The 26,616-nt window shown below is 47.2% G+C and carries 22 protein-coding genes; 6 read left to right on the forward strand and 16 right to left on the reverse strand.

Translation table 11 applies throughout. The annotated features are described in order from the left end of the window. The first annotated feature begins 34 nt into the window (after positions 1 to 34). Positions 35 to 553 carry a hypothetical protein gene (locus tag PKOR_RS02500; RefSeq protein WP_046308960.1) on the forward strand — a complete coding sequence of 173 codons (519 nt, stop codon included), beginning with the start codon at positions 35 to 37 and terminating at the stop codon, positions 551 to 553. 11 nt (positions 554 to 564) lie between these two features. Beyond that, positions 565 to 858, forward strand: coding sequence for a hypothetical protein (locus PKOR_RS02505; RefSeq protein WP_148561618.1), 294 nt, complete (start codon positions 565 to 567; stop codon positions 856 to 858). Between the two features lie 151 nt (positions 859 to 1,009). On the opposite strand, the gene yidD is transcribed toward PKOR_RS02505, so the two are convergent. Next, on the reverse strand, positions 1,010 to 1,231 hold the full coding sequence (gene yidD / locus PKOR_RS02510) for a membrane protein insertion efficiency factor YidD (protein WP_046308963.1): 222 nt from the start codon (positions 1,229 to 1,231) through the stop codon (positions 1,010 to 1,012). Between the two features lie 94 nt (positions 1,232 to 1,325). Here yidD and PKOR_RS02515 point away from each other — a divergent pair, with 94 nt between their 5' ends. Continuing rightward, positions 1,326 to 3,650, forward strand: coding sequence for a S46 family peptidase (locus PKOR_RS02515; protein WP_046308964.1), 2,325 nt, complete (start codon positions 1,326 to 1,328; stop codon positions 3,648 to 3,650). A gap of 126 nt (positions 3,651 to 3,776) precedes the next feature. Here the strand turns inward: PKOR_RS02515 and PKOR_RS02520 are convergent, their stop codons facing one another. From PKOR_RS02520 to PKOR_RS02550, 7 genes are all read right to left on the reverse strand, one after another. Continuing rightward, positions 3,777 to 4,580 (reverse strand): SDR family NAD(P)-dependent oxidoreductase, encoded by an 804-nt coding sequence (locus PKOR_RS02520; protein ID WP_046308967.1) that lies wholly within the window; start codon positions 4,578 to 4,580, stop codon positions 3,777 to 3,779. A gap of 77 nt (positions 4,581 to 4,657) precedes the next feature. After that, on the reverse strand, positions 4,658 to 5,713 hold the full coding sequence (locus tag PKOR_RS02525) for a DUF4249 domain-containing protein (protein ID WP_084694701.1): 1,056 nt from the start codon (positions 5,711 to 5,713) through the stop codon (positions 4,658 to 4,660). Positions 5,714 to 5,719: 6 nt separating this feature from the next. Next, positions 5,720 to 8,056: a TonB-dependent receptor gene (locus PKOR_RS02530; RefSeq protein ID WP_158453732.1), complete on the reverse strand. Its 2,337-nt coding sequence runs from the start codon at positions 8,054 to 8,056 to the stop codon at positions 5,720 to 5,722. Positions 8,057 to 8,299: 243 nt separating this feature from the next. Then, positions 8,300 to 8,794, reverse strand: coding sequence for a lipid-binding protein (locus PKOR_RS02535; RefSeq protein WP_046308970.1), 495 nt, complete (start codon positions 8,792 to 8,794; stop codon positions 8,300 to 8,302). 36 nt (positions 8,795 to 8,830) lie between these two features. Beyond that, positions 8,831 to 9,460, reverse strand: a complete 630-nt coding sequence (locus PKOR_RS23320; protein WP_052738688.1) for a DUF5011 domain-containing protein — start codon at positions 9,458 to 9,460, stop codon at positions 8,831 to 8,833. A 24-nt stretch (positions 9,461 to 9,484) separates the two neighbouring features. Continuing rightward, positions 9,485 to 10,966, reverse strand: a complete 1,482-nt coding sequence (locus PKOR_RS02545; RefSeq protein ID WP_046308971.1) for a SusD/RagB family nutrient-binding outer membrane lipoprotein — start codon at positions 10,964 to 10,966, stop codon at positions 9,485 to 9,487. A 20-nt stretch (positions 10,967 to 10,986) separates the two neighbouring features. Next, complete coding sequence (locus PKOR_RS02550; protein ID WP_046308972.1) at positions 10,987 to 14,127, reverse strand: SusC/RagA family TonB-linked outer membrane protein; 3,141 nt, start codon at positions 14,125 to 14,127, stop codon at positions 10,987 to 10,989. 303 nt (positions 14,128 to 14,430) lie between these two features. Here PKOR_RS02550 and PKOR_RS02555 point away from each other — a divergent pair, with 303 nt between their 5' ends. Together PKOR_RS02555 and PKOR_RS02560 are read left to right on the forward strand one after the other, a co-directional pair. After that, positions 14,431 to 14,994 carry a hypothetical protein gene (locus PKOR_RS02555; RefSeq protein ID WP_046308973.1) on the forward strand — a complete coding sequence of 188 codons (564 nt, stop codon included), beginning with the start codon at positions 14,431 to 14,433 and terminating at the stop codon, positions 14,992 to 14,994. Next, positions 14,991 to 15,233: a hypothetical protein gene (locus tag PKOR_RS02560; protein ID WP_046308974.1), complete on the forward strand. Its 243-nt coding sequence runs from the start codon at positions 14,991 to 14,993 to the stop codon at positions 15,231 to 15,233. The genes PKOR_RS02555 and PKOR_RS02560 overlap by 4 nt, the downstream gene beginning before the upstream one ends. Positions 15,234 to 15,682: 449 nt before the next feature. Here the strand turns inward: PKOR_RS02560 and sigZ are convergent, their stop codons facing one another. The 8 genes from sigZ to PKOR_RS02595 all read right to left on the reverse strand — a co-directional run bounded on the left by sigZ (position 15,683) and on the right by PKOR_RS02595 (position 24,347). Next, the gene (sigZ, locus tag PKOR_RS02565; protein WP_052739083.1) at positions 15,683 to 16,306 is read right to left on the reverse strand and encodes an RNA polymerase sigma factor SigZ; all 624 of its coding nucleotides are present in this window, start codon (positions 16,304 to 16,306) and stop codon (positions 15,683 to 15,685) included. A gap of 108 nt (positions 16,307 to 16,414) precedes the next feature. Next, the gene (locus PKOR_RS02570) at positions 16,415 to 16,813 is read right to left on the reverse strand and encodes an ArsI/CadI family heavy metal resistance metalloenzyme (RefSeq protein WP_046308975.1); all 399 of its coding nucleotides are present in this window, start codon (positions 16,811 to 16,813) and stop codon (positions 16,415 to 16,417) included. Between the two features lie 145 nt (positions 16,814 to 16,958). Then, entirely contained in the window at positions 16,959 to 18,878 is a 1,920-nt protein-coding gene (locus PKOR_RS02575) for a DUF3857 domain-containing protein (RefSeq protein ID WP_071843106.1), read from the reverse strand. 96 nt (positions 18,879 to 18,974) lie between these two features. Beyond that, a complete protein-coding gene (locus tag PKOR_RS02580; protein ID WP_046308976.1) occupies positions 18,975 to 20,957 on the reverse strand; it encodes a DUF3857 domain-containing protein in 1,983 nt (660 codons plus the stop codon). Between the two features lie 537 nt (positions 20,958 to 21,494). Beyond that, a complete protein-coding gene (locus PKOR_RS02585; protein WP_046308977.1) occupies positions 21,495 to 21,863 on the reverse strand; it encodes a hypothetical protein in 369 nt (122 codons plus the stop codon). A 187-nt stretch (positions 21,864 to 22,050) separates the two neighbouring features. Then, positions 22,051 to 22,827 (reverse strand): TIGR03915 family putative DNA repair protein, encoded by a 777-nt coding sequence (locus PKOR_RS02590; RefSeq protein ID WP_046308978.1) that lies wholly within the window; start codon positions 22,825 to 22,827, stop codon positions 22,051 to 22,053. A 25-nt stretch (positions 22,828 to 22,852) separates the two neighbouring features. After that, complete coding sequence (locus PKOR_RS24680) at positions 22,853 to 23,059, reverse strand: hypothetical protein (RefSeq protein WP_148561619.1); 207 nt, start codon at positions 23,057 to 23,059, stop codon at positions 22,853 to 22,855. A gap of 22 nt (positions 23,060 to 23,081) precedes the next feature. Then, the gene (locus PKOR_RS02595; RefSeq protein ID WP_046308979.1) at positions 23,082 to 24,347 is read right to left on the reverse strand and encodes a putative DNA modification/repair radical SAM protein; all 1,266 of its coding nucleotides are present in this window, start codon (positions 24,345 to 24,347) and stop codon (positions 23,082 to 23,084) included. Between the two features lie 262 nt (positions 24,348 to 24,609). Between PKOR_RS02595 and PKOR_RS02600 the strand changes: the two genes are divergently transcribed. Beyond that, positions 24,610 to 26,490: a BamA/TamA family outer membrane protein gene (locus PKOR_RS02600; RefSeq protein ID WP_046308980.1), complete on the forward strand. Its 1,881-nt coding sequence runs from the start codon at positions 24,610 to 24,612 to the stop codon at positions 26,488 to 26,490. Positions 26,491 to 26,616 lie beyond the last annotated feature (126 nt).

A 26,616-nucleotide genomic window follows, 5' to 3' on the forward strand; every position in this document is an offset into this window, starting at 1 on the left:
GGCACCCACAGCAACCACCTGTTACATCACGGTGATGCATGATCTGCCTAACGGTATGGTCATAGACGGGGTGCTGCAACCTTTTGCCCAGGGAGAGCCTTCTGCCGCCTTAAAGCACCTGAGCTGGGCGGGTGATTTGTTGGTCTATGACCGCAACTATGCTTCATTTGAGGTGGTCTGTGAGCACCAACAGTGTAACATGCATGTGCTCATGCGCCTGAGGTCGTCTTTCAGCCAGCAGGTAAAGACCTTTGCCCAATCAGCCGAAGATGATGCAGTGGTAGCCATCAGGCCGGGGGAGAATATGCCCGTCAAAGATAAAGCCTATGGCAGGAACACCGCCGTACAGGTTCGGCTGGTGAAGTCTGGGCTGGATAACGGGCAGGTGGCCCTGCTGCTTACCACACCTCCGGGTAAAGAGGAGTTTCCTGTAGAATGCTTAAAGCAGGTCTATGCGCTGCGCCGGGGAGTAGAGACCGCTTACGATGTGTGCTCAGGGGGGAGTGCTTCTCTGGCTTTAGCCAGGCAGCCACTGCGCAGGCCTTCTACATAAGTTTGTTTTTGATGAACATGCAGGCCTTGCTGGCAGATGAGCTGCAACAAGAGCCGAAAGACCGCTACAGCCACAGCAAGCTGGCCTACAGGATCAACCCGGCAACTGCCGTAGGGCATCTGAAGAAAAATGTAGTAGCCTTACGCACTTCGGATTCGCCGCAGCAAATACTGCCAGAACTCAAGGAAAGTTTTCTACAGCATGTAGAGCCAGTAAGGCCAGGCAGAAAATACCCACGCCAGAAAGATAAGTACCGCCACCGAAAGACCCCGGTCTTGATGAAAAACAGAAAGAACGTACTATAAAACCCTTAACTTAATGACATTGAGCGCGCACTAGCGAAGGTTGGTTACGGAAGCTTGGCTCTGTGGGCCAGCCGAGTTACAAACTCAACATCATAAAAGAACACAAACCTGAAAACTAACGCTAGCAACAGGTCATTATCAGCAATCAAGATTACTTCACCGGGTCATACCCACTCCCGCCCCAAGGGTGGCAACGGCCGATCCGTTTCAACGCCATCCAGCCCCCTTTGAAAGGCCCATACTTATTCACGGCATCTACGGCGTATTGTGAGCAGGTGGGGGTATAGCGGCAGGCGGCAGGCGTTAGTGGTGAAATCATGTGTTGATACACCCACACCAGTGCCAGTACCAGCTTTTTAAGTATCCAGATCATGGTCTAGTTTTTGCGGCAGTAGCCACGTTTTAACGGCAAAAGGCGGCAACTTTTGCTAAATTTGCCTCAGTTTAACTAATCTAAACAAATTTCCATGTTAAAAAGAATCCTTTCACTCTTACTTTTAGTCTCGCTGAGCGTGCCGTTCGCGGCCAAGGCGGATGAAGGTATGTGGCTGCCGATGCTTATAAAGCGTCTGAATTATACAGACATGCAGAAGCAGGGACTCCAGCTTACAGCTGAAGAAATTTACTCTGTTAACAACTCAAGCCTGAAGGATGCCATCGTACAGTTTGGTGGTTTCTGTACAGGTGAATTCATCTCACCTGAAGGCCTGCTTTTAACCAATCATCACTGCGGTTACGGGCAGATTCAGTCGCATTCTACGACTGAGCATGACTACCTGACCGACGGCTTCTGGGCTACATCTAAAGACCAGGAGTTGCCAAACGAAGGCCTCTTTGTAGATATCCTGCACTACATGGACGACGTGACCGGCAAAGTGCTGGAAGGCATAGACAACAACATGCCGGAAGAGCAGCGTGCCCAACTGATTGCGCAGCGTACACAGGCATTGGCTAAAGAAGCCTCTGAGAACGGCAAGTACGTAACCTATGTACGCGACTTCTTCAATGGCAATGAGTTCTACCTGTTTGTGTACAACCGCTACAGCGACGTGCGCCTTGTAGGTGCTCCGCCTTCATCTATCGGTAAGTTTGGTGGCGACACCGACAACTGGATGTGGCCTCGCCACACTGGTGACTTCTCTATGTTCCGTGTGTACATGGCTCCAGACGGTTCACCAGCTAGCTACAGCAAAGAGAACGTACCTTACAAGCCTGCACACCACCTGCCAATCAACATCGGCGATAAAGAACCTGGCGATTTCGCCATGGTATTTGGTTTCCCGGGCCGTACGAAGCGTTTCATGACATCGCATGGCCTGAAACTGGAAGTTAACCAGCTGAACAAGTCACGTATTAAACTGCGCGAGAAGAAGCTAAACCTTTGGAAAGAAGACATGGATAAAGATCCGGCTACGCGCATTAAGTATGCCTCTAAGTATGCCTCTACTTCCAACTACTACAAGTACTCTATCGGCCAGAACGAAGGTATTAAGCGTATGCGTACCATCGAGGGCAAGATTGTGGACGAGGATAAATTCCAAGCTTGGGCTAATGCCGACGCTCAGCGTAAAGCTACTTATGGCAATGTGCTAAGCGATATTGCAGACGCCTATGCTACTATAGAGAAATATAATCTGGGTGCTGTATACCTGAACGAGGCTGTACTGGGTACTGAGTCGCTGCTGATGGCTTACCGCCTGACGCCAGTGTACAACGCGCTGAAGTCTGGCAACAAAGCTGCCGCTCAGAAAGCAGCTGAAGATGTACAGCCACGCGTGGACGCCTTCTTTAAGGACTACTACATGCCAGCTGATAAGAAAGTGTTTGCTGCGCTGATGAAGTACTACTACGAAGACATCGCCAAAGACCAGCAGCCAGAAGCTTTCAAGAACATGGTGAGGAAATTCAACGGCAACTTTGAAAAGCTTGCTGACCATGTTTACAGCAACTCAATTGTAGTAAACGAGCAAAAACTGAATAGCTTCCTGAAGAACCCAACTCAGAAGGCACTGGACAATGACCCGGCTTTCCAGATCGTGAATTCCATCATTGATAACTACAGAAACAACATTGCTCCAAAACTTGCTGAAAGCGAGGCGAAATTGGCAAAAGCTAACCGTCTGTATGTAGCTGGTCTGCGCTTGATGAACCCAGACAAAGTATACTATCCTGATGCAAATTCAACTATCCGCCTGAGCTACGGTAGTGTTAAGGACTATAGCCCACAGGATGGTGTGCTGTATAACTACTACACTACTTTGGATGGTGTGATGGCCAAAGAAGACCCAAACAATGAGGAGTTTGTGGTCCCAGCAAAACTGAAGCAACTGTATGAGACCAAAGATTATGGCCGTTATGCAAACTCTAAAGGTGAACTGGTTACTGACTTTATTACCGACAACGATATTACAGGTGGTAACTCTGGCTCTCCGGTAATCAACGGTAAAGGTGAGTTGATCGGTCTGGCCTTTGATGGTAACTGGGAAGCCATGACAGGTGACTTAGTATATGACCCGGACTACAAGCGTTGCATCAACATGGACTCTCGTTACCTGCTGTTCCTTATCGACAAGTTTGCAGGTGCCACAAACCTGATCCATGAAATGACCATTGTGGATGGCAATAGCCCAGGCGCTGGCGATGCTGCCAAAGCCGAAGCAAGCACACCACAGGCAGAACTTCTGAATGCCGCCGTAGAAGAAGCACAACAGAACCTAAAGCAAGGCAAAAACGAGTTCAAGATCAATAAAAAGAAAGGTGACGTGAAGCTAAAACTTCAGATAAAAGACTAAGCATCTGTTTCCTTAAAGTATAAAAACGGCGCTGGGGTATCCTCAGCGCCGTTTTTATTAAATGAATGACAGAAGCACTGACTGCCAACCTGCCTAGACTGGAAGCTCCCTCGGCATTGCTACGGGTTAAATAGAAGAAACAGACCCTCCATCCACACGCAGGTTAGTGCCTGTAATAAATGAAGCCTGATCTGAAGCTAAAAATGCTACCGCTGCACCTACCTCCTCGATAGTACCAGCACGTTTCAGCACCAGGTCAGGGCGCTTCTGCTCCAGAAAATCTTTCTCGGCTTGTTCTTTAGTAATACCGGCTTTCTCAGCCTGCCCCTGTAGCATCTGGTCTACCAGCGGTGTGGTAATAAATGCCGGCGACACCGTGTTTACCAATATTCCATGCTCCCCCAGCTCCTTCGATAATCCTTTGCTGAAGTTGATGATAGCAGCTTTGGTCATGTCGTAAGGCAGCATGTCGGGGTAAGGTTGCAGGCCATTCTCAGAGGAGATATTGATAATGCGTCCCCACTTCTTACTTCTCATAGCTGGCAATACCGCCTTAGTTAAACGCACCATCGACACAACATTCAGGTCATAAAGCTGCTCGTACACTTCAACTTCTACCTCGTCGAAAGTGCCGGTTTTACCTATACCGCCAGCATTGTTAACCAAAATGTTTACCTCGCCAACCTGCTCCAGGGTCTGCTGTACAAGCCGCTCTACATCCTGCTGGTTTGTTACATCAGCGGTTATCGCTACTACCCTGGCACCAGTTTTATCAGCTATTTCTGAGGCAGTCTGCTCCAGCTCCTGCTGGTTTCTGGCACAGATAACCACATTGGCTCCGGCAGCTGCCAACGCTTCTGCTATACCTTTGCCTATACCTTTACTGCCGCCAGTTACCAGCGCCACTTTCTCATTCAAATCGATTTCCATAGTCTGTTTTTACCTTTTGTTTTTCTTCCTATACAAAGTATTTTAGAAGCAAAAGGTTATAACAGAAGCAGGGTAAGTTACCAGAAGTCAGGCTGCTCTGTTGTACTGTTCGTTAAAACCCGGCAGTCATCCGGAAAGATGTACATCCCTACTCTTACCCCAAGATCTTCCCGGTTGATGAACAGACTACCTTTCACCACAGCAGATGCCCCGAAAAAACCTAGCACCCTCTCATCCGGGTTGTTTACATTTGTAATGTTACCAACAATAGTAGCTGGTGGCGGATCCTGTATACTTCCACCGTTCTCTATCTGTGCTTTTAGAATGCGCCAGTAATCATAAGCAGCCTCTGAAATGGAGGTTTGCCTTACCTCTATATGATATTTGGTACCAAAAGCCTGCTCCGTTACCGGAATCTGCGTCACCACATGCCTGTTGATCTTGCCACCGTTAATAAGCCGGTCGTCCTGCACATTTACCCTGTTGGTGGAATTGGTAACCCAGCATACCTCGCAACAGTCCTTTGGCATCGGCACCCGTATTCCTCTAACTTTTTCTGAATAATCCCAAGGCTGTGTACTTACCCTGAAAGTGCCTTGCCACTGCCACAGGTAATAGTTCTTCTCCTGGGCCGGGTCCTGTGCATCTGCCAAAACATCTACCATGTATATCGTTTCCTCCACGTCTTCCTCATTTAAAACCTGCTGTGGCCGCACTGCAAAGTATAAGCTGTCTATCTGGGGCACCGGCAGCAGCGTTTCCGGTGACGAAGTATACTGCTTTCCGTCTCTTGTCTGGATGCTCAAAGTATAAGTGTGTCCAACCTGCCCCTGCATACCACCTGCACTCGTCTGGTATACTCCGGGTGCTGTTTCGGTAAAAGTTTCCTGGTTCCCCTGGTTATCCGATATCACGACTGTAGCGCCAGGCTCTGCAGCACTCCAGCTATCTGCAAAGGAATCGTAGGGTTTGCTTCTGCTTAGCAGCACGGTGTAAGGTCCGGGTTCATTTGTAATCACTCCATCAACCACCAGTTGTTCTGCACTGGCACCTATATTTAGATCCAGAGGGTCTATACAGCTGCTTATCAAAAGCAATACTGCCATTAAAGCGATGTGGAGAAGCTTCTTCATAGTGGCTTAGCGGAATCTAAAGTCATAGGAAATAGAAGGCAGTGGTATGCCGACTACAGCTAACTGATAAGCTCTTGGCGGAGCCCCGTGTACTTGTTTAAAGAATACCGAGTAAGGATTTTTGCGCCCGTACACATTGTAGATAGAGAAGTTCCAGGTGCTCTCCCACCTCCTATTCTTAGACTTATTTGGCAGCAGGGACAAGGACAGGTCCAGGCGATGATAATCCGGGATGCGGTATTGATTGCGGTCTCCGAAGTTTGGCACAATGTAGTCGCCAATTACATAGTGCGATACTGGTGCCGTAACAGGCCTGCCGGTGCTGTAAGTAAAGTTGGATGAAAGTATCCAACGTTTGCTCAGCTCATAGCTGCTGACAAGGTTAAATGTGTGTGGCTTATCGTAACTGGCGGGGTAATATTCGCCTCTATTTACAGTTTCTTCTTCAGTGGCTCCCTGTATAGAGATTTCTGTTCGGGCGTAGGTGTAATTTAGCCAGCCCGTTAGTTTTCCTTCTGTTTTGCTTACACTCGTTTCCACTCCATAAGCCCTGCCTTTACCTGATAATAAGTCGGCTTCAATGGTCTTGTTTAAGTATAAGTTGGCGCCGTTTTTATAGTCCAGTATGTTTTCTATCTGCTTATAATATGCTTCCACGGAGGTTTCAATCAAGCTTTGCCTAAAGTTGCGGAAGTAGCCTATGCTGAGTTGGTCGCCAATTTGGGGTCTGACGTAGGTGTTACTGCTTTTCCAGAAGTCTGTAGGCGATACAGCTGTAGTGTTAGAGATAAGGTGAACGTATTGCCTGTGGCGGTTGTAGCCCAGCTTTACAGCACTTCGCTCGTTAAGCATGTAGTTGATTGAGACACGCGGCTCCGCCCCATGATAACTCTCTATTATCTCCCCACCACTATAGCTTAGTGTATCGGTTATAGTACGCTCTTTTTTGGGTATACCCGCCTGATACTGGAATACACGCCCTGCACCATAGTTAGCGTAATAGGAGTACCGAAGACCATACATAAACGATAGCCTGGGCGAGAGTTTTACTTCATCATTCCAGTAAACGGCACCTTCCAAAGCATACTCCTGCTGCAACTGTACTGGCAAGGCCTCCGAATCGGTTGACGTAGGTTTTAGTTCGCCTTGTTGAAAAGCATAGTTCATCGCCATGGCACCAAAGTTTATCTGATGCTTGCCAGCGGCTAGTGAAAAAGCAGCATCTATACTTTTTAGGCTGATACCATTGCTGTACTCAGAGGCATTGCCTAACTCCTCCGACTCTACCTTGAAAGTATAACCTGTTACTACGCCTGTGATATCTAAAAAGAAGCTGCTGTTGAAGAGGTGCGTGTACTTAAGAGTAGCAGCATTAGTGGTCCAGTTGTAGAGCGTGTCTCCAGAGAACCCGAATCTGTCACTGCTTCTGTACCCGGAGAGCGTTAGTTTGTCTTTTTCGCTGAATGTGTGGCTTATCTTTGCTGAGAGGTCATAAAAAGAAGCCTGGCTATTGCGTATGTTTGCATCCGGCATTTTGCGCAGTAGCCAATCAGAATAAGAGCTTCTGCCAGCAACCAGGAAAGAAGTCTTGCCTTTTACGATTGGTCCTTCCACTGCTAACCTGGCAGATATAAGGCCAAACCCACCACTTAGCGCAAAGTCCTCTACACTTCCCTCCCGCTGCCTCACATCCAGCACAGATGAAATGCGCCCGCCATACTGTGCCGGTATCCCACCACGGTAAAGTGTCACATCCTCTACTGCATCCGGGTTAAACACAGAGAAGAATCCAAACAAGTGAGAGGTGTTGAAGATGGGCGCATTATCCAGTAGCACCAGGTTCTGATCTATACTTCCGCCCCGTACATTGAAGCCCGTGGCTGCTTCACCCACAGAACTAACACCAGGAAGCAGCTTAATACTTTTCACCACATCCACCTCCCCTAAAAAGGCAGGTACTGTTTTGATTGTATTTATACTTAGGCTTGCCATGCCGCTTTGCACACTTCTGATGTTATCGTGCGCAGGCTTTTGCCCCACTACGCCCACCTCCGATAGCTGGTACGCAGCACGCACGAGTTGCACATTCAGCGTAACATTCCCACTCCCGCTAAACCTGATAGTTGCCTTCTCAAAACCTAAAGAAGTTATTGTGAGTGTGTTGTCTCCGGCTGGCACAGATAGCTTGAAGAAACCGTTTTGGTCTGTAGAGGTGCCTGTGTTGCCTCTTGCTGCTTGCACAGCGGCTCCAACAACAGCTTCTCCCGTCTGGCTATCGCGCACAGTGCCACTTACAGTAGCTTCTCTACTTTGAGCAGGCAAAGCCACTACTAACTCAGGCATATTTGCTGCAGTAGTGGCAGCGTCACTAGCATAGGACGACAAGGGCTCACAAAGCACAGTGAAAGCAAGTGTAAGTTTGAGCACAAGCAGCCCCATATAGGTCGTTTTTACCTGTTAAACTTCGTGTTCTGAAATAGAAAAAAGGTAAGAGGTATTCTGGAACTAGTTCAAAAGGACTTTATAGTAAGAGAGACAGTTGCACTGTCTCTCTTACTAATAGATATCACATGCCTAAGATGCTGCTTATTCAAATCCGGTACTTCTGTGGCCGTACACGTGGTAGATTGTGCCAAAAGGTTCTTCGTCATCACTAAATGATACCCTGAAGTAGATACTGTCTCGCATGATGTTATTTACCTCCACAGCATTTAGAAATACTTGCCCATCCGTAACGGTAACCTGTGAGTTGTAGGACATATTCTCCAGGTTCTCTCCTCCAAATGTCAGGTTGTTGATGTTGATAGGAGTTCTAACCTTAAAATCCCAGAAGTGGCCTTCGTCGTCTATCCATACTTCGGTAGGCACATTCGCAGCCGTGTTATAAATCAACACTTCTGTATGCTCCACCAAAGGCTCAAACTGACCAGGGGCTGTTTCTATGCTGAAGGTTACAGACCAGTCGCCTGAGATGGGGTACGTGGCAGTATATGCAATCTCCTCTTCATCATCGTCATCGCAGGAGGTTAAAAATCCAAGAGACAAGAACAAGGTCAGTAGTAAAGTATATTTCAGTTTCATATGCTTCTTATATTAGAATTGAATTGAACATTTTGACTATTGCCGTTCCCATTGTCTGCGATTGTCTACTATACCATAGTTTGGCAATGTAACCAGTAGTACTAATACTCCTCCATCGAGAGTACCAGTACCTTCTACCGGCCCAAAACCACTCAGTGCTGAACCAGGCAACGTGATGTCAGTACCATTGGTCGTGATAAGGTAAGAAGGTATAAGGCTAGGACCCCAAACATTTGACATGCGGTAGAAACCTGGTGCTAGTTTGGTAACAGTTGCTGTTACACCACTTCTAACATAGGAGCCAGAAATATTTACCCCTTCCTGCTCAGGCTCAGGCAGCACAGCCACTGTACGGGTAACAGATCCTGAGAAATTGTCAGAGTTAGTGGCACTGTAGGTGATATCATACACACCTGGCGTGCTGGTATCTACCTCCCCTGAGGTTGTAACAGGTATTTCCTGGCCTCCTTCTGTAGCTATTACACCGGGCTCGTTATATGTTTCTCCCTGTACTACAGACATGTACCTGTCTCCAGTCATTTCAAACTCAGGATAGGTGGTTACAAAGGAAATGTTAGCCGTTTCATCATCTTTCTCGCAACCAAGCAAAAAGATCGAAGCTAAGGACAGCAAGACTGTAATGAAGGTTCTATTTTCAGTTTTCATCTTTCAATAATTAAAAGTTTTACATTAGTCCTTCACATCCCACCATACAGGCACACTGATTTCTACTAACCCCGGATAGTTCTGATTTCGGATGGCCTCAGTGTTAGGATACACCAGGCGTTTTGGAATAAGGTCAGTACCAAGAGTAGAAGCAGCTGAGGGCTCAATAAAGCTCGGATAGCCTGTTCGTCTCACCTCAGTCCAGGCTTCAAAGCCTTGCACACCGTTAAAGGACAACCATTTTTGGGTAATGATTTGTTCTACCTGCTCTTCTACAGAACCACCTGTAGGATAAGCAACTGCTTCTTGTTGTAGCAGTTGGTCTACCTGCGACACATCTTCCCCTAGGTAGTCAAAAGAGGCTCTAATACCCTGTGCATAGAGCTCGCTGGCATCGCCGCCTGCGGCACCTGTCCAACCTCTTGCTACTGCCTCGGCCTGTAAGAAGTAGCTTTCGGCTGCTGAAATAAAAGGCACTGCTGTGGCAGGACTTGCAACTGCAGGACCTGGCTTCGATACGGTGTTTGATTGGTTACCGGTTCTTTCAGGGGTACATTCTACCCCTTGATCTACACCTACAAAGCTACCTGCGTTGGGGCCTGTTTGTGCCGGAGCATAAAATTGATCTATGCGTGGATCACCAGTCTCTTGCAGATAATTCAGAGCTGTGTTGCTCGCTACCACGTCTACCCCACCTCTAAACACCACCTGTGTCTGGTAGAATGGGTTACGGTTCTGTGTCTGGTCTGCAAACTCCACATCGCCTGTTTCACCCATTTGCAGGAACTGGGCACCACTTGCATACATCTCCTGAATGCCACTCTGAGCTACCTCTGGCCTAACATATGCCTGGCGAAGGTAAATCCTGAGCTTAAGTGTATTGGCAAACCTGCGCCACAGATCCAAGTCTCCTCCATAAACCAGGTCAGAAGCTCCAATATCGGTACTGCCGCCTTCATCTATTAAAGCCAGCGCTGTATTCAATTGATCTATCAGGCCATCATAAATTTCCTCCTGCGGTTGGTATTCTGGATTGGCGTTTTCCAGGCCGGCCAGAGAAGCAGTATAAGGCACATCACCCCAGGCATCTGTAATCACCTGCATCGTGTATACCTGCATTATTTCACCAATTGCCTGAGCTCCAAGATCTCCTTCTTCCGCTGCCTGCTGAGATACAAACAGGAAGTCGTTTAACGCGCCAGCATATAACTCGCCCCAAACCCGTGCATCATAGTCGGATGAGGTAATTTGGTAGAGTTCCAGGTCGCAGTATTGGTTAGCGGCTCCAGCTTGGGTCCAGTGTTGGGCAAAGAAGTTACCCATAAACTGGAACTGGTTTCCCAGCACGTAAGCTAGTTCCCCCTGCCCCGCCGGAAGTGTCAGCTCAGGCGTGGAGGTTGGAGGGTTGTTGGGGTCAACGTTAATATCGAGGTAGTCTTCGCAAGCTGTAGAGCCGAGAGAGAAGGCAAGTAGTACAGCAAGAGCTTTTATATATGTTCTTTTCATGGTTTTCTCGTCTTCGGTTTCTAGAAAGTAACTCTTAGGTTGGCACCCCAGGAGCGGGTGCTAGGGTAGCTGCTGAACTCATAGCCCTGAAGGTTGCCATTACCGAAACTATTCACTTCCGGATCTATATAAGTATTCTCATCCGGCGTCCACAGTATCAGGTTTCGACCAGAGAGGCCAACCTCAATGTTGCCAAAGAAGGTTCGCTCTACTAAAGAGGCTGGCAGCCTGTAAGAAACACTAACTTCTCTCAGCTTGGTAAAAGAGGCATCTATTATGTTGGTACCCTCAGGCAAGTTGCCCCAGTATTCGTACAGGTTAGTATTGGTAAGAGGAGTAGTATTTTCTACATACTCATCGCTTGTACCTACCTGCACTACAGAGTTCGGAATAATGTAGGGCTGGCGATCGTTGAAGAGCGTTTCAGGGGCAGTACCGGCAAAACGCTGTGTACCCCTTGTTCTGGAGTAGAGTTTGCCACCCTGCCTTGTATCAAACACAATTGACATACGTAGCCCTTTGTACCGGAAGGTATTCACTAAGCCGCCCTGCCAGTCTGGCTGTATACTACCCTGGTAAGTCTGTTCAGTAGAAAGGCGTGGACGACCAGTAGAAGCGTTCACCACGATACGACCTTGTGGGTCGCGCAGGTAATCTTCTGCCAGGAAGGTTCCATATGGCCTACCTTCTGAGATGACCAATGCCGCTGATGACAAACCACCTAATGAAATCTCATTATCACCAGCCACATCCTCTACCATGTTCTCATTCTTAGTAAAGTTCACACTAATGTCCCAGCTGAAGTCGTTTGTTTCTATTGGCACACCGCCTACCAATAGCTCAATACCTTCGTTTCTGATGGTGGCTGCATTCAGGAAGGCAGACCCGAAGCCAGTCGCAAAAGAGAGCGGCACGTTGATAATCTGGTCTGTTGACTTAGAGTTGTAATAAGCTGCGTCCAGGCGCAAACGCTCATTAAAGAATCGCATATCAGCACCTACCTCCCAGGAGCTAGTATTTTCTGGCGCCAGGTTAGCGTTGCCAATTACGTTGCTTACCTCAAAGCCTGGCAAACCTGCAAAAGGGAAGTTCAAATCCGTACCCGCAAAGCCATCGCTAATGTTACCTGACACAAACACAGAACGTGTGCTGTATGGCAATGCATCGTTACCTACGTTAGCGTAGTTAGCTCTGAATTTGGCGAAGTTGATAGGAGTGTTTTCTGCCAAGCCAAAAGCCTCTGCGGCATCAAAGGCAACGTTAACAGATGGGTAAAAGAAGCTGTTATCCCCTATAGGCAGCGTAGATGACCAGTCGTTACGTCCAGTGACCTCTAACCATAGAAAGTTTCTAAAGCCAACCTTAGCCGAACCGTATACACCTACCAGCCTTCTCTTATCGCGGAAGCTTGTAGTAAGCGGTGTACCAATGATGTTGCTTAGTGAGCGGAACTCATTATTAGCTAAGGCGTCGGCGGTGGCAGTAAGGTCGTCGTTTTCTCTTTGGTTGATGTTGTTACCAAGTAACACATCCAGCGTCAGCACTTCAGACAGGTCTCTGTTATAAGAGACAATGAGGTCTGAATTTATTTCCCTGTAGTAGATCTGCCGCTCAGAATACATACCATTGTCGTTGTTAGAGGCATTTTGTCCTTCCACATTCCGAATAGCCATAAACTGTTTGCGCCGATCTGTGTAAAAGTCTGTACCGATGCGGTAAGTTACATTGAGCCCCTCCATAATGTCATAGCCCAGGGTAATGTTACCAAACAGACGGTCAACATCATTCTCGTACGTCTGATTTCGGAGTGACCAATAAGGATTTATAGTATAAGGTGAGTAGAAGCCAGCCTCATCGTTGAAAGGGTTATCCAAATCCTCTAGCTCTCGCACCGGAATATCACGCGGCGTTTGGATGATCTGGTTGAATACAGAGTTACCTTGTCCTGTTAAGGCAAAGTCGCCGCCCGACTTAGTATAAGTCATGGACACTGTAGAATTAAACTTGTTCACCAGCTTGGTTGTACCCTTTATAGCAAGCGAATTGCGGCTGTACTCAGTGGTAGGCACAACGCCTTCCTGCTGCGTATTGGAGTAAGACGCGTAATAGGTAGCATTTTCGGCCGCACCAGACAGCGATACAGTATTTGTCCAGTTATAACCATAGTCGAAGAACTCCTTAATATTGTCTTCCAGGGCAACATAAGGCTTCACGCGCTGCTGATTGTCTATTATCTGGCCCCATGGCAACACTTCACCAGTAAATATTGGTCCCCAGCTAGTGTTCTCCAGCAAGTCTGGTTCTCCAAAAAAACCCTGGCCGTAGCGGTTCTGCAGCTCTGGGTAGCGCAGAATGTCTTCAACCGTATAAGAGGTTAGATAAGTAATTTCAGCCTTCTTGGTAGCTCCTTTACCTGACTTAGTGGTGATCATGATAACCCCGTTGGCAGCACGAGCACCATAAAGAGCTGCCGCCGCTGGGCCTTTCAAGATGTTGATAGACTCTATATCGTCAGGGTTGATGTCGTTGGCACGGTTACCCACGTCCACCCCGGCGTTCAGGTTATCCCCGGTTCCGCTGCTGCTGTTGTCTACCGGAATACCATCTATCACAAATAATGCTTGGTTGCTTTGCGAGATGGACTTTGCACCCCGGATAACCACACGGGTTGAGGAACCTGGACCACCACCCTGGCTTTGGATGTTTACGCCGGCAACTTTACCTTGAAGCGCATTGGCAACGCTACGCTCGCGACCCTGTGTAATCTGTTCTGATCCCACCTGCTGAGTGGCATAGCCGAGGGTTCTTTCTTCCTCCTCACGGCCCAATGCGGTTACTACTACTTCCTGTAGTTGCTCTGCATCAAAGCCCAAGGCCACATCTATAGTTGAGGCGTTTCCTACTGCTCTCTGCACCTCGGCATAACCAAGGAACCGAAACACCAGTGTGTTTGAGTTTGCGGGCACATTGATAGTATACTCACCATTAGCACCAGTTGTAGTGCCAACGGTAGTTCCCCGTACAATTACTGCCACACCAGGTAAAGGCTGTCCAGTCTCCTGGTCTGTTACCCGGCCCGATACTGTTCTGGCTCCTTGTGAATAACCTAACACTGGCAAGAGCAGCGCCAGCATCAGGCTAAGTAGTAGAACCTTTTTCATAAGCACGTTATTAGCTGTTAAACAAAATGTTATAGCTTAATATTACGTGCTTAAACCCCTGTCACTCTATGCAAATAATACAATTTTACAATAAATCACTACCAACACGCAGAAAACCGATGTTAACACACAGAATTCTTTAGCCAACAGAAAATCGTAATATTCATAATGTTTATATTATACACCTATCACTTCAGGAACACCTCCCGTAAACATAACTATCAATTCAATAGCTATATAGTTCAATATTTCAGCGTTTAAACATATCGTAATCGCTTAAAACCTAGTGTGAGGAGCGAAGTTATGAGGCACAATTTTACTCTTATACTTTTGGTAACATTAGCTGTGTGGCGGCAGCCAGTACAAGCTCAACAACTGTGCAACTTTGGAGTACGTGCCGCAGGTATAGCAAATACTTCTGTTACACTGCCGGATGTGTGGGCTTTGGGTAACAGCACAGCGGGCATAGCCAGGCTAGAGCACCCTACTGCGGGAGTGTATGCGGAGAACAGATTCGGAGAGGCTGCCTTTACTACTGTAGCTTTAAAGTTTGTGTACCCAACACAGAATTATGGCACCTATGGTCTGAGCCTGAGCAGGTTCGGGGATGCCCTTTTTAGCCAGCAGCACGCAGGACTAGGAGTAGCTCCTAAGCTAGGGCAGTTTAGCTTAGGAGCCAAGGCAGATGTATGGCAAGTTTCTGTGCAGGAGTATGGGAGCCAGAAGGCTGTGGCACTTTCAGCAGGAGTACAGGGCGAGGTTATTCCTGACTTATACTTTGGCGCGTTTGCATTTAACCTTAATCAGGCCCAGCTAGCCTCCTTCGAAGATGAAAGCAGGTTTGTCTCCCCCCTTCAAAGCTATTGATAGCTGCCGAAACAGAGAAAAACATAGATTATGATGCCGACTTTAAGGCTGGAGCCGAATATGCATTGTTAGCTAACAAATTTATACTTCGCTCAGGCTTTAGCACCTTAACCAGCAGCCTTACATTTGGGGCAGGCTTTAGGGAAGTGGATTATGCCTTCGGGTCTACTACACCCACAGGCAACAGCCATCACCTCTCCCTAGCTTATGCCTTTGGGAATTTACAGCCGCGGAAGTAAAAGCTCTGCTGTTGCCCTGCCAGAGACGCGCTTGATGAATGGCTCAACACGTAAGCCCCTGCACCACCAGCGACAACAACAGACCAGCCAAAAGAAAGCCAACGGCCTCCGGTTGTTTTACTGATGTAGGCAAAGAACGTAGTGGTAACAAGTATAGCCGAAAGGGCTCCATATGATAGGTTTTGTTCAACCTTGAAGTGTGATTTAAGTATGAAAATATCTACAAGAAGATATCTTACCTGATTGTGTGGTACGAAGGTTTCTCCTGACTTGGTGCGTATTACTATGTGTGCTGCCCTTGCAGGCGCAGGACTATCCCCGCCAGAATATTGACCTTGATCTACTTGTGCAGGAGCTTTTTGCTGAGCAGGATGATGAGAGCATTAGCTATGAAGATTTTTACGAAACAGGCGACACTTCCTGTGAAAGCGGCATCCAGCAAGATAACATTACTTTTCACAGCATTGGGTTGGTTCTTGCAAAGGAGCGCATGAGGCTTTCACTTCAGCTCCCAACAGCTGCCCATCATGGCCCAGCTCCAGATGACAGCACTCCAGGAACAGCTGCTTTAGTTTTTCCCGCCCTCGCTGTACCCTTGATTTGGCCCCTGAGTAAGAGATATTCAGCCTCTCAGCTATTTCCTTCTGACTTACCCCTTCTAGCTCACTCAATCGTAAAGCTTCGGCATACTCTGCAGGCAACAGGTTAATCAGTGGTTCTACCAGTGCCTCTACCTCCTGCCTGTTTCGCTCTGTTAGTTCATCAGCCTCGGCCAGGTCGGCTTCAGGACTTAAGCTTTCTCTACGGGCACTTTCCCTGAAAAAGTCATACACTGTGTTGCGCGTGATCTGATACAGCCAAGCCTTTAGGTTGTGCACTCCTTGTAGTTGCTCACAATTTTTGTAGAGCTTCAGGTAAAGCTGTTGCAATATGTCATCCGCTGTTTCTTTATCCTGCACCCGCTTCATTATAAAGCCTCGAAGCTGTGCTTCATAATCCAGAAAAGCAGGTGCCACAGCAGCACAGCTGTCTTTAACTAAACCGTTGTCTTTATTAATGCAGCAATTATCCATAGCGCGTTTTTTTAGAAGTAAATATAGGTCAGCAGCAGGTAAGTTGTATACCTGCTGCTGACACCTTTCTTTCACTGGTTCTATTCTGTACTAAATGGCACTGGCGGTTTACAGACAGCATGCTGTGGCTGGCTCTCCATATACTGTAGACTCCCCGAAAGTATAAAATGCCTCCCAGTCTACTCCCTGTGGGTCTGTTATCCAGGACTTCTCTGACTTTGCATAGCAACAGGTACATTTACCTTCCTCCCGGATAGTACCTTTGGCTTCTTTCAGACGGCCGTATACTTCCTTCAACTCTTCTTCGCTTTCGCTCTGTATCCCTAAGTGCTCTATACCGGCATTTTCGGGGTGCAGCGAAATAGCAAAGTTAACCCGCGGATCCTCGAGCATCCACTTGGCATAATCATCCTTAAGTACGGTTGGCTCTGCACCAAACAGTGCTGTATAAAAAGCAGTAGATTCCTGCAGGTTTGTTACTCTTACATTTACGTGAAATCTTTTCATGGCTCTATCTTTTAAGTGTTTTTAGTTCTGATTACACCTTGATGACGGAGCGACTATTAAAAAGACGCAGCTCTTTGAAAAAATTTACAAAGAGCTGCGTTACAGTAAATCTAGCTGTTTACCCAGACATAGCCAGGCAGCAACCTTACTGCACATTCTTCACAAACACGATTTGCTCTGAATCTGATTTAATGATGCTGTTGTAGAATTCTATTAGTTGCGCGTACGTCTCTGGAGCAAAACGGCCTTTGTTCATTTTCATGCGCCGCATGTACGTTACATGCTGGCCATCTACTTTTACAGAGGCTGAGTATTCGCCAAAAACAGACTTGTGCTGCACCGCACCCGGCAAATACTCTACTGAGTATCCGGCCGGCATTTCTATCTCTACTGTGTCCACATCCAGGTAAGCCATCACGCGCACCACCTCAGTCAGGCGTTTCTCACTTTGGTTAGGTACATGACTCCATCTGCTCATCAGGTTTGGAGTAAGGAACATGCGCTTGCCACTTAGTGTAGCACATTGCCGCAGGCTTAGTTCCAGGCTTTCTGTTACGCTTGGCAGACGGTCTTTTTGTTGTGTAAAGCTATACTTGCTGATCTCAAAAGGAGGAGCCGTTGTATTCTCATAGAGCCACTTGCGCTGGTCTTCTGGCTTTTTGCTGTTCATAACCTGGTCGCGTGTTTCCTGCTGAATGCCTGTGTAGCGGGTGCTAACTGTGGCCAGTCCACTGCCTTTTTCATCCAGCTTTACTTTTATACTTCTGTTCTGCTGGTTATCAGTTGCTTCGTAGGAAGTTGTTTTTACCAGCTTGCCTCCTTCTGGGGTAATAAGCAAAGCATGACGATCTCCCGTAAAGCTGCCATTGTAACCTGCCGCCTCAGTTTGGCTGGTGCACTCCAGCCACAGGGTATCCTGAGGCATCGGCACGCAAAGTATAACATGGTTAAACTGGCTGCTCGGGAATTCAGTCTTAATGTCTGGTGTACCTTCTCCGGCATTTATCAGGGCGTAGTAAGACTCAACTCCTACGGCCTCCAACATGGCCTGCGTATAGTTGGACAAGGCTTTACAGTCGCCATAGCCCTTGCTGTCTACAAAGCTCGCCTCAAAAGGCTGCCAGCTACCAATGCCCAACTGGATAGACACATAACGTGTCTTACCCTGCATGTAGTCATATACCAATCGTACCTTCTCTTCTGTGGTTTTGGCATTAGCAGTTAGCTGTTTTAGCTTAGCCACAGTTTCTGCAGGCAGCTTGTTACGGTCTTTATTCAGTTTGTTAATCCAGAGGCCAAAGTCTTTCCATGTTTCCATGCTACCCTTGTAGCCATCCACCTCAAACTCGTTAGGAGCAGTTAGTACCATTGGCACCAGCTCTCTAAAGCTCGGGCCGTATGGCTCGCGTGTTACCGGCTTTAGATTACTCACCTCCCACTGGTACACCTCGTGTGTGGCGTTGCTACTGATTTGCGCCTTCCTGGGCACGTTACTTTCAAGATACCGAAGCTTTGAGCCTAACGGCACCTGCACCTGCAGGCTTGCCTTCTCCACCGAAAGGCTTTCCTCGCTCTGCGGGTACCAGCGCGGATAGAACATCGTATTCGACTGTGTTACCTCGTACTCAAACTCTACTGTGTAAGGGTAAACATTGTAGTCTAGGCTGGCAATCTTAACGCGGCTGTCCTCATACACGGAGATGCTGCTGATTGCACTCACGTCCTTAATATCGCTGCTCTTGAGCTTCTTTATTTTTTTACCAAACCGGTCATAGGAGGTGCCGTTGATGCTGGTTACCTTACTCATCTTATTGTTGTAAGGCACATAGAGCGTGGCATGGTCATCCCCGTTTTCATTTAGGATGGTGATGGTAGTCTTAAAACGCGTGGTACCGCTGTTGATGGAGTTGACGATAAATGTCGTTTCCTCGCTGCGAATAACTGCATTAGCTCCTTTGCTTAGTTCCCCTAAAGAGACCTCACCTGCAGCAACCAGCTGCGGAGCCAGCAATAGCCAGCTCAACAGTCCACAGAGCCATTTATACTTCCTGTTTATACTTAGCATAACCGATCATCAATAAAACTTGTGAGAAAGCTGACAGACAAACTGCTGATGTAGCACAATGCCACAGCTGCGCTTACCTGCCAGCTATACTTTTACTTAATTAGCTGCTACTTTTTTTAACACTATCTGCTCGGCATGCTTTGCTATGATCTGGTTGTAAAACTCCTTCAGGAAAGCATACTCAGGTGCGTAGAAAACGGGCTTGTTAATGTTCACCTTGCTCATGACCTGTAGTGTATTGCCTTGCTGTTGTACCATGTACATAAAGCGGCCACCGTTTTCAGGAAGGTTTACAGCCACACTTTTCGGAGCCTCCTCAATTTCGTAGCCTTCCGGTATGGTAAAGTTGCAGATGTAGGTTTCATCTATCGGAGTGCCAAAGTCTACTGGGTACAGACGCTCAGTTAGCTTAAATGGATTCTCCTTTTCACCACGACCTAGCATTGGGTTCAGGTAAATGATATCATTGGAACGACCGCTGCCACTCACGCTGATGTTGTAAGTTATATCTAAAGGAGTATTAAGGTCGTTCAGGTTCTTTACCTCAGGCTTAGTGAGCCTAAAGTCTCCTACCTCCTTTGCCAAACGCTCTGTATACTTGCTCTCGCCTTCTTCCAGAATAGTTCTGCGCAGGCTAATAGCTCCGTATCCTCCAGCTGACTCACGACCTGTACCTACAATTTCGCCTTGGCTATTCATTGTAAGGTTAGCGCTGAAAAGCTTTGTGTAGTTTACTTTTGGTGCCAGACTTACCCAACGATATTCTCCTTTCTTGATCAGGCGGCCCTCTCCGTTCAGGCAGCGACCTGGCAACGTTCCTATAGGAACCAACGGGTCAGTGGCATCCAAGAGGTATTCACTATCACCAAGTTTTACCGAGGCAATCACATAGTTAAACTTCGTTACCATAGGTGCCATGGATGTATTGATACGACCATTGTCGCGCGTACTTACTATTACAGGTGCGGCATCGAAACCTGCTTCTAAAAGCATAGATGTTAACAGCAGGTTGATGTCTCCTGCGTTGCCGGCACGCTGCTCCCATGCCTTACGGATGGTGCTGCTCGCATACATCCCGTTCTTGCCGTTCCACTTCATGCGATTTTTAACCAAATTAAAAATGGCGGCTAACTGCTCCTGCTGGTCTTTATGCTTGCCCTGAATTGCAGCCAATTCGTTCTTAAAGAAGTTACTGCGGTTCAGCTGTACTCCAAACTTGTCTTCTGTCAGCAGGTCGCTTGTTACCTTCTCCCAATCGCCAGTCATGGTGCGGGGAGCTTGACCTGGAAACTGCACGCGCTGCAGCTCAAACTCTATTTTAGACTGATAATCGCGTAGGCTAGTGATATACTTTTCCTCTTTCAGAGCTGGCACGTCCTTCATGACCCAAACATAGGAGTTGTTCTGCATGTCTGGAGAGGCAGAGGCAGAACCGGAGGCTGCCTCTTTTTGGTTCTCGCTTTTATACAGTGCCTGGTAGCCCTGCATCTGAAACTTATAGTCGAAATATTCAGGTATGCGGGCACGGTACTCACTCCATACTACTGGAATGCTGTGCTGAAACTCCCAATCGCGAAGGGTGTAAATAAAGTCAGATGTAACAGTGTAGCTTATGTCTATTACAGAGCCCTCCTTTACGTTAGGCATTGTAAACTTTTTGGCAAACCAATACTCAGACGTTTGCTCCTCAAAAACACTATTATTTTCCAGCTTGTCTCGCTGCACCTTGTTGTCATCCAGATTAAAAGTATAACCTTTGATTGATGACACACGCTCTTTGCCTGACCCTCGCTGGTAAAACGGTACTACCACATCAGCCCAATCGTAACCTGATTTTTTAAAGATCTTGATGCGTATCTGTCGCTCAAATACAACCTTTAGCTCTCCCATATACTCAAACCGGGAAAAGCCATAGTCGGATAGTATAACGGCGGCGGCAGAGGTGTCTTTATCATACACGCTCATTCTAAGTTCTTCGTCGGACACTTTCCCGAACTTGACAGCCTGCGCCTTTGCATACTGTGTAAACCCTGCCAGCATTACAGCCAGCACGAATAGTTTGGTAAAATTTGCTTTCATAGGCAATTGTTGAGATTGAATAACTGTTTTGTCTATTGTAATTATAACAAGCTTACTTGCACTTATAAAGTAAACTATATTTCACTATATAGATCAAATATTATTCAATAAATAACAACAATTTCCACCTAGGTTCTTATAGTGATAACATATGCAGTACTACACTTATTTAGCTAACATCATTGATTATATACTGTATTGTGCTATTTAACCTACAAATGCATTACCTATAAATAAACCTATCTTTCTTTTAGCTGGGACTCATTTTTGCACTGCCTCTGCGGGCATCAGCTGTTTTGAACTTGAGAAAGGTGCAGAAATCAGCAAGTTTTGTGGTAGATGCTTGGAAGAAGCTAATGATGCTGTTGAAGAAGCTGCCTTTATGCTTCAACTCTATGTTTAGTAGAAGTAGTATTCGAAACAGCTGTCAGGGAAATGCTGCTATGGAAGGAGGGAACTGAAAGGAGAAGAAGCGTTAGTGTAACAAAAAAGCAGAGCGGCAGCCAGGGTGAATGGAAGCTGCCGCTCTGCCTTGTGTTACAGATACTGTGTGAAGTTCTTTTTGTCTGACCAAAATTCCCGGCAGGCTTCACGCTGCTCTTCTATAAATTTGGAATTCTTTTTCAGGTCTTTCCAGTTGCCATAGCCTAGGCGTTCGCACATTCTAAAGAAGCTGTCGCCTTGGTTCTTTTGCCCTTTTACCTGAACGAGCGAGCTCAAGAGCGGGCGACCTTCTCGGTATTCTCTCTCCGAGATCTCGTCAATCACCTCTGCTAGCATAGACTTTTCGTGTGGGTTTTCCAGATTGAGTCCTAGCTCGGCTTCGTAGATGAGGTTCTGAAAAGACATCAGATGTGCTCTACCGCGAGCTACTTGAATGAGTTTCTTTCGTACGCGTGAATTCATGTGTGCAAAATATAGGGGTTATACAGCCCATACGCTGAACTGGGGAAATGGCTCAGAGTTTGCCGCTGCACTACTTGTAAAATGATATATATACCTATAAACGTATAGAAACGAAAAAAGGTTGCATATCAAGTACAATTCGCGCCTTGACTAAATCCAATAATAGACTAACGCCGCTGGCAACTAATTATTTTAATTGCCGGGGCTGTTTTTCAGAAAGATACTTCCAATAACGTTTGGGAATGTGCCGCAGGTGCAGCTTGGGATTTTTGCGCTCGGGAATGTTGACGTTGTCAAAGTAAACTTGCCATAGTTGCTGGTACTTATCTTCCTCCTCGTGCATTGTCTCCGCTGCAGGTGAAACCCGGCGCTGGTTTACTGGCAATTCCAGATGTACCAGGGATACCTGATGTAGGTCATAAAATGCGCCATAGCGGCGCAAGGTATCATAAATTGCCCAACGTTGATCGGCATAACGCTTTTCGAAGTGGTGCACAATGAGCGGCAGCACATTAAAGTCTGGAGAAATGGTAGCAAAGTATAGCTCATCGGCCGTTTTCTGAAACCGAACAAATGCCTCCATACGATGTTTCTCACGGTGAACCTGCTTTGCTGCCTGCGTTACCTGTAACACACAGGGTGCAGCGTAATTTCCTTCTACATTCTCTGCAGAACTGAAAACGAGCTTAATGTAATCGAAAATAACTTGCTCAAACCCCGGCTGCTCCCATAAATAGGTATGATAGAGCGCCTGTTGCGCCCCTACACTTAGTTTCTTCTGAAGCCCTTGCCACACACGGTTCGCTTTTTCCTCATCTGTTAAAACAGGTATAGTCTGGCCAAACATACTTGGCTGTGCCAGGTGCTCCTGCTCTATACTGGTGGGCCAGGCTTTACGTTCGAAGGCCTCAAAAACCACCGTCAGAAGTCCTTCGAAAGAGCCGTCATAGGTATAGAGATGCATACTATATCAGAGAGTATAAGCTGTGTTACTTGCTCCCCTTGCGGTTCTTCTCTGCTGCTTCGGCTTTCATGCGCGCCGACAGGTTTTGCAGCTGCGGCACCAGCATGTTTAGTTTGCAGTATAAAGACACGCGGGCTACTTTCTGGTTGTTTCTCATTACTAATACTTTTTTAGGTTGGATTAATTTGGAAGTATAACTTGGTTTAGATGATTTCCTTTTTCTTTCTATCATGCTTCTTCCTCCCCTTCTTTCCTTATCCCACCTGCCGAAACAGGTCAAGCTGCTGTGTGAGCAAAGCACTGCGAACAGAGCCCTCACCAAATAATATTTTCCTGCGAATTAACTCCGAATCAAAATCCTGCCGCTGCAGGCTCTTTGTTTGGCAGGTGATAAAATACTTTGCACGTTTTAGTACTACACCCATCTGGCGCAAGTGCTCAAAGTTCAAAGACGTAAATCTTCTGGCCGATACAATTTTCTGAGCACTTTTTACCCCAATGCCTGGCACGCGCAGTATCATTTCATAATCGGCAGTATTTAGCTCTACCGGAAATATGTGCCTGTTGCGCAAGGCCCAGCCAAGCTTGGGGTCTATCTCCAGATCAAGGTGCGGGTGCTGCTCGTCTACTATCTCTTTTGCATCGAAGCCATAAAAGCGCATCAGCCAATCGGCCTGATAAATGCGGTTTTCACGGATAATAGGTGGTGCAGCAATAATAGGCAGACGCTCATCGCTGCTGATCGGCACATATCCTGAATAATACACTCGCTTAAGGCTATAGTCCTGATAAAGCTGGTTGGAGAGTTGCAAAATCTGGTGATCGTTCTCAGCTGAGGCACCTACTATCAGTTGCGTGCTCTGCCCTGCCGGTGCAAAGTCTGGAGCAGACTTAAAGAGTTTCTTCTCTTCCTTAGCCTGCACTAACTGCCGCTTAATACTACTCATTGGGTCCAGTACCTCTTTGTAGTTCTTCTCAGGTGCCAGCTGTTGCAGGCTCATCTCTGATGGCAGCTCAATATTAACACTTAACCTATCGGCATACAGGCCTGCTTCTTTTATCAGCTCCTCGCTGGCTCCCGGTATAGCCTTAAGATGGATATACCCATTAAACTTATGCTCCTGGCGCAGTTTCTTTGCTACTCGTACCAACCGCTCCATAGTATAGTCAGCGTTCTTGAAAATACCTGAACTCAGGAAAAGCCCTTCGATGTAATTGCGCCGGTAGAAGTTGATCGTGAGGTCTACCACCTCCTGCACAGTAAAGGCTGCACGCTTTACATCATTGCTCCTTCTGGTTACACAATAGGCACAGTCATAAATGCAGTGGTTAGTCAACAGAATCTTCAACAGCGAAACGCAGCGGCCGTCTTCTGTGTAGCTGTGGCAGATGCCCATCCCCTCAGCGTTACCCAATCCTTTGTTCTCGTTTTTGCGTTTTCCACCGCTTGAAGAGCATGAAACATCGTATTTGGCAGCATCTGCTAAAATACTTAGTTTATCTATCAACTTGCTTTCCATTATGCTGGCCCCCTGTACGTTTAATGCCTTAAAGATACAACCTCAATTTTAGCAAAGCCAACATATTTAGCATTTTTTTATCCACATGTTTGTCTATAGCTGTTAATAAACTAATGAAATTAGCAACAGCCATAATCATCAGCTTTGGCTTAGCCTTTACAGGCTCTATTGCTATTTTTATGGTTTGAACTAGCCATAACTGCTTGTAGAAGCGTTATATTAGGAGGCTAAACAGAAGCCTGTTTTCTGCGCTATTATACCTATGCCTTACTTGCACCCTAAAAGAACACGACTGCCGCTGGCATGCCTGCTGTGCATGCTGCTGCTTTGCGTGGGTGTTTGCCAGGCACAGGTACAGCAGCCTGATTCCGTTCAGGCCGACACTGTACGCCAATCCCTCAACGACCGACTCATTCAGAACTTGAAGCAGATGTCGGAACGGAAAACCATTATGGGCAAACTGCTGAGAGCCCTGCTGGACTTTGACAGAAACGAAGAGGAAGTATATGGCATGGATGCGGAGCTGATCCGGAAGGAGTATGAGCAGCACAACTTTAAAGTTGTACGGCGTATCGATATACTGACCCTGGATCCTTTTGGCTACTCCATTAACGACACGTCCCGGGTACCAAGTAACTTCTTTGAGAAAGCAGGAAATTCGCTGCACGTGAGAACAGGAAGAGGACAGGTTCGAAACAAACTGCTCTTCCGAAAAATGGAGCCTCTCGAGCCTCTTGCCCTGATTGAATCCGAGCGTCTCTTGCGCCAGACCAGGTACATAATCGACGCGCGCATCATTGTGAATGAGGAAACCACAACCAATGATAGCGTGGATGTCTTTGTAATTACCAGAGACATCTTCAGTTTAGGCGGTTCTGGCTCTTACTCCCCCTCGTCTGGCAGAGGGCGTGTAACACTGCGCGAACTAAATTTTCTGGGGCAGGGCCATCAGATAGAAGGAAGCTACAGATTTAACCTAAACCGGCCACGCCCATGGGAAGTGGCCGGCTATTATACCGTTGAAAACATTGGCCGAAGCTACATCTCAGCCGATGTGGCTTATGTAGACAAGAATTATTATAAGGAGAAGAGTGTATTCCTGAGCCGCGACTTCTTCTCCTTGAACACCAAGTATGCTGGTGCTGTGGGTGCCAGTTGGATTGATGAACGCATCCTCTTACCTTCCGCTCCTGAAGATACTGCCGCCCGCTTTGGTAATGTAGGCTATGCCCAACAGGATGTTTGGCTGGGCCGTGCCATCAAGTTCAAAAGTTACAACCTGGGCTACGAAACACGCGGTAGAGTTATACTTGGCGCCCGCGTTATAAATACCAACTACACCACCATCCCTACTGAAAACTTCCAGAGCAATGCGCTTATACTGGGCAGCATGGGTTATAGCACACGAAAGTACTACAAAGACCGCTACATCTTCGGTTTCGGCAGAACTGAAGACATTCCGGTAGGAACGCTGTTCTCAGTAACGGGCGGCTACCAGGACGGCACAAAATGGGACCGACGGTACTTTGGCACTTCTCTCGCTTTTGCCAGGTACGGCACCAACTTCGGCTATCTGTATAGCAGGGTGGGTTATGGCAGCTTTCTCAGAGACGACCGCTGGGAACAGGGTGTGCTGGATGTAGAAGCTATGTACTTCACCAAACTCGCGGAATGGGGCAACTGGAAACTCCGTCACTACCTGCTTGGGCGCAGTACCTTGGGTATAAACCGTTACCCGGAAGAGCTGCTTTCCATCAACAATGAAAGTGGCGTAAGGGGCTTCCGCTCTGACCTGGTACGTGGCACGCGTCGCGCCTCTTTTAACTACGAGGCCAACCTTTATACCCCGCTTTCGCTATTGGGCTTTAGGTTAGCCACTTTCCTGTATGCAGACTTAGCTTGGCTCTCCACCGGAAATCAGAGTTCGCCCTTCAAAGAAAAGCCATACCGCAGCTACGGTATTGGGTTTAGGCTACGCAATGAGTTTTTATCATTCAGCACCATACAGGTTACCCTGGGCTATTACCCACAGTTGCCACCAAATAGCAGCATGCAGGGCTTCAGACTTTACGAGTCTTCAGCACCTTTCTATAACTTCCGACACTTCCAGTTCGACCGCCCTGGTGTAGCGGAATTCTACTAGCTCAGGCTCTGATAACAGCTATAATATCATTCCAGGCTCAGCACCACCGGACTTACCTCCTAGTAAGCACTGCAGCTGCTAAAGCACAAATGCGCAGCTCCTCACGTACGTTAATAACAAAAGCTT

This window comes from Pontibacter korlensis (genome assembly GCF_000973725.1).
GTDB classification, from domain to species: Bacteria; Bacteroidota; Bacteroidia; order Cytophagales; family Hymenobacteraceae; genus Pontibacter; species Pontibacter korlensis.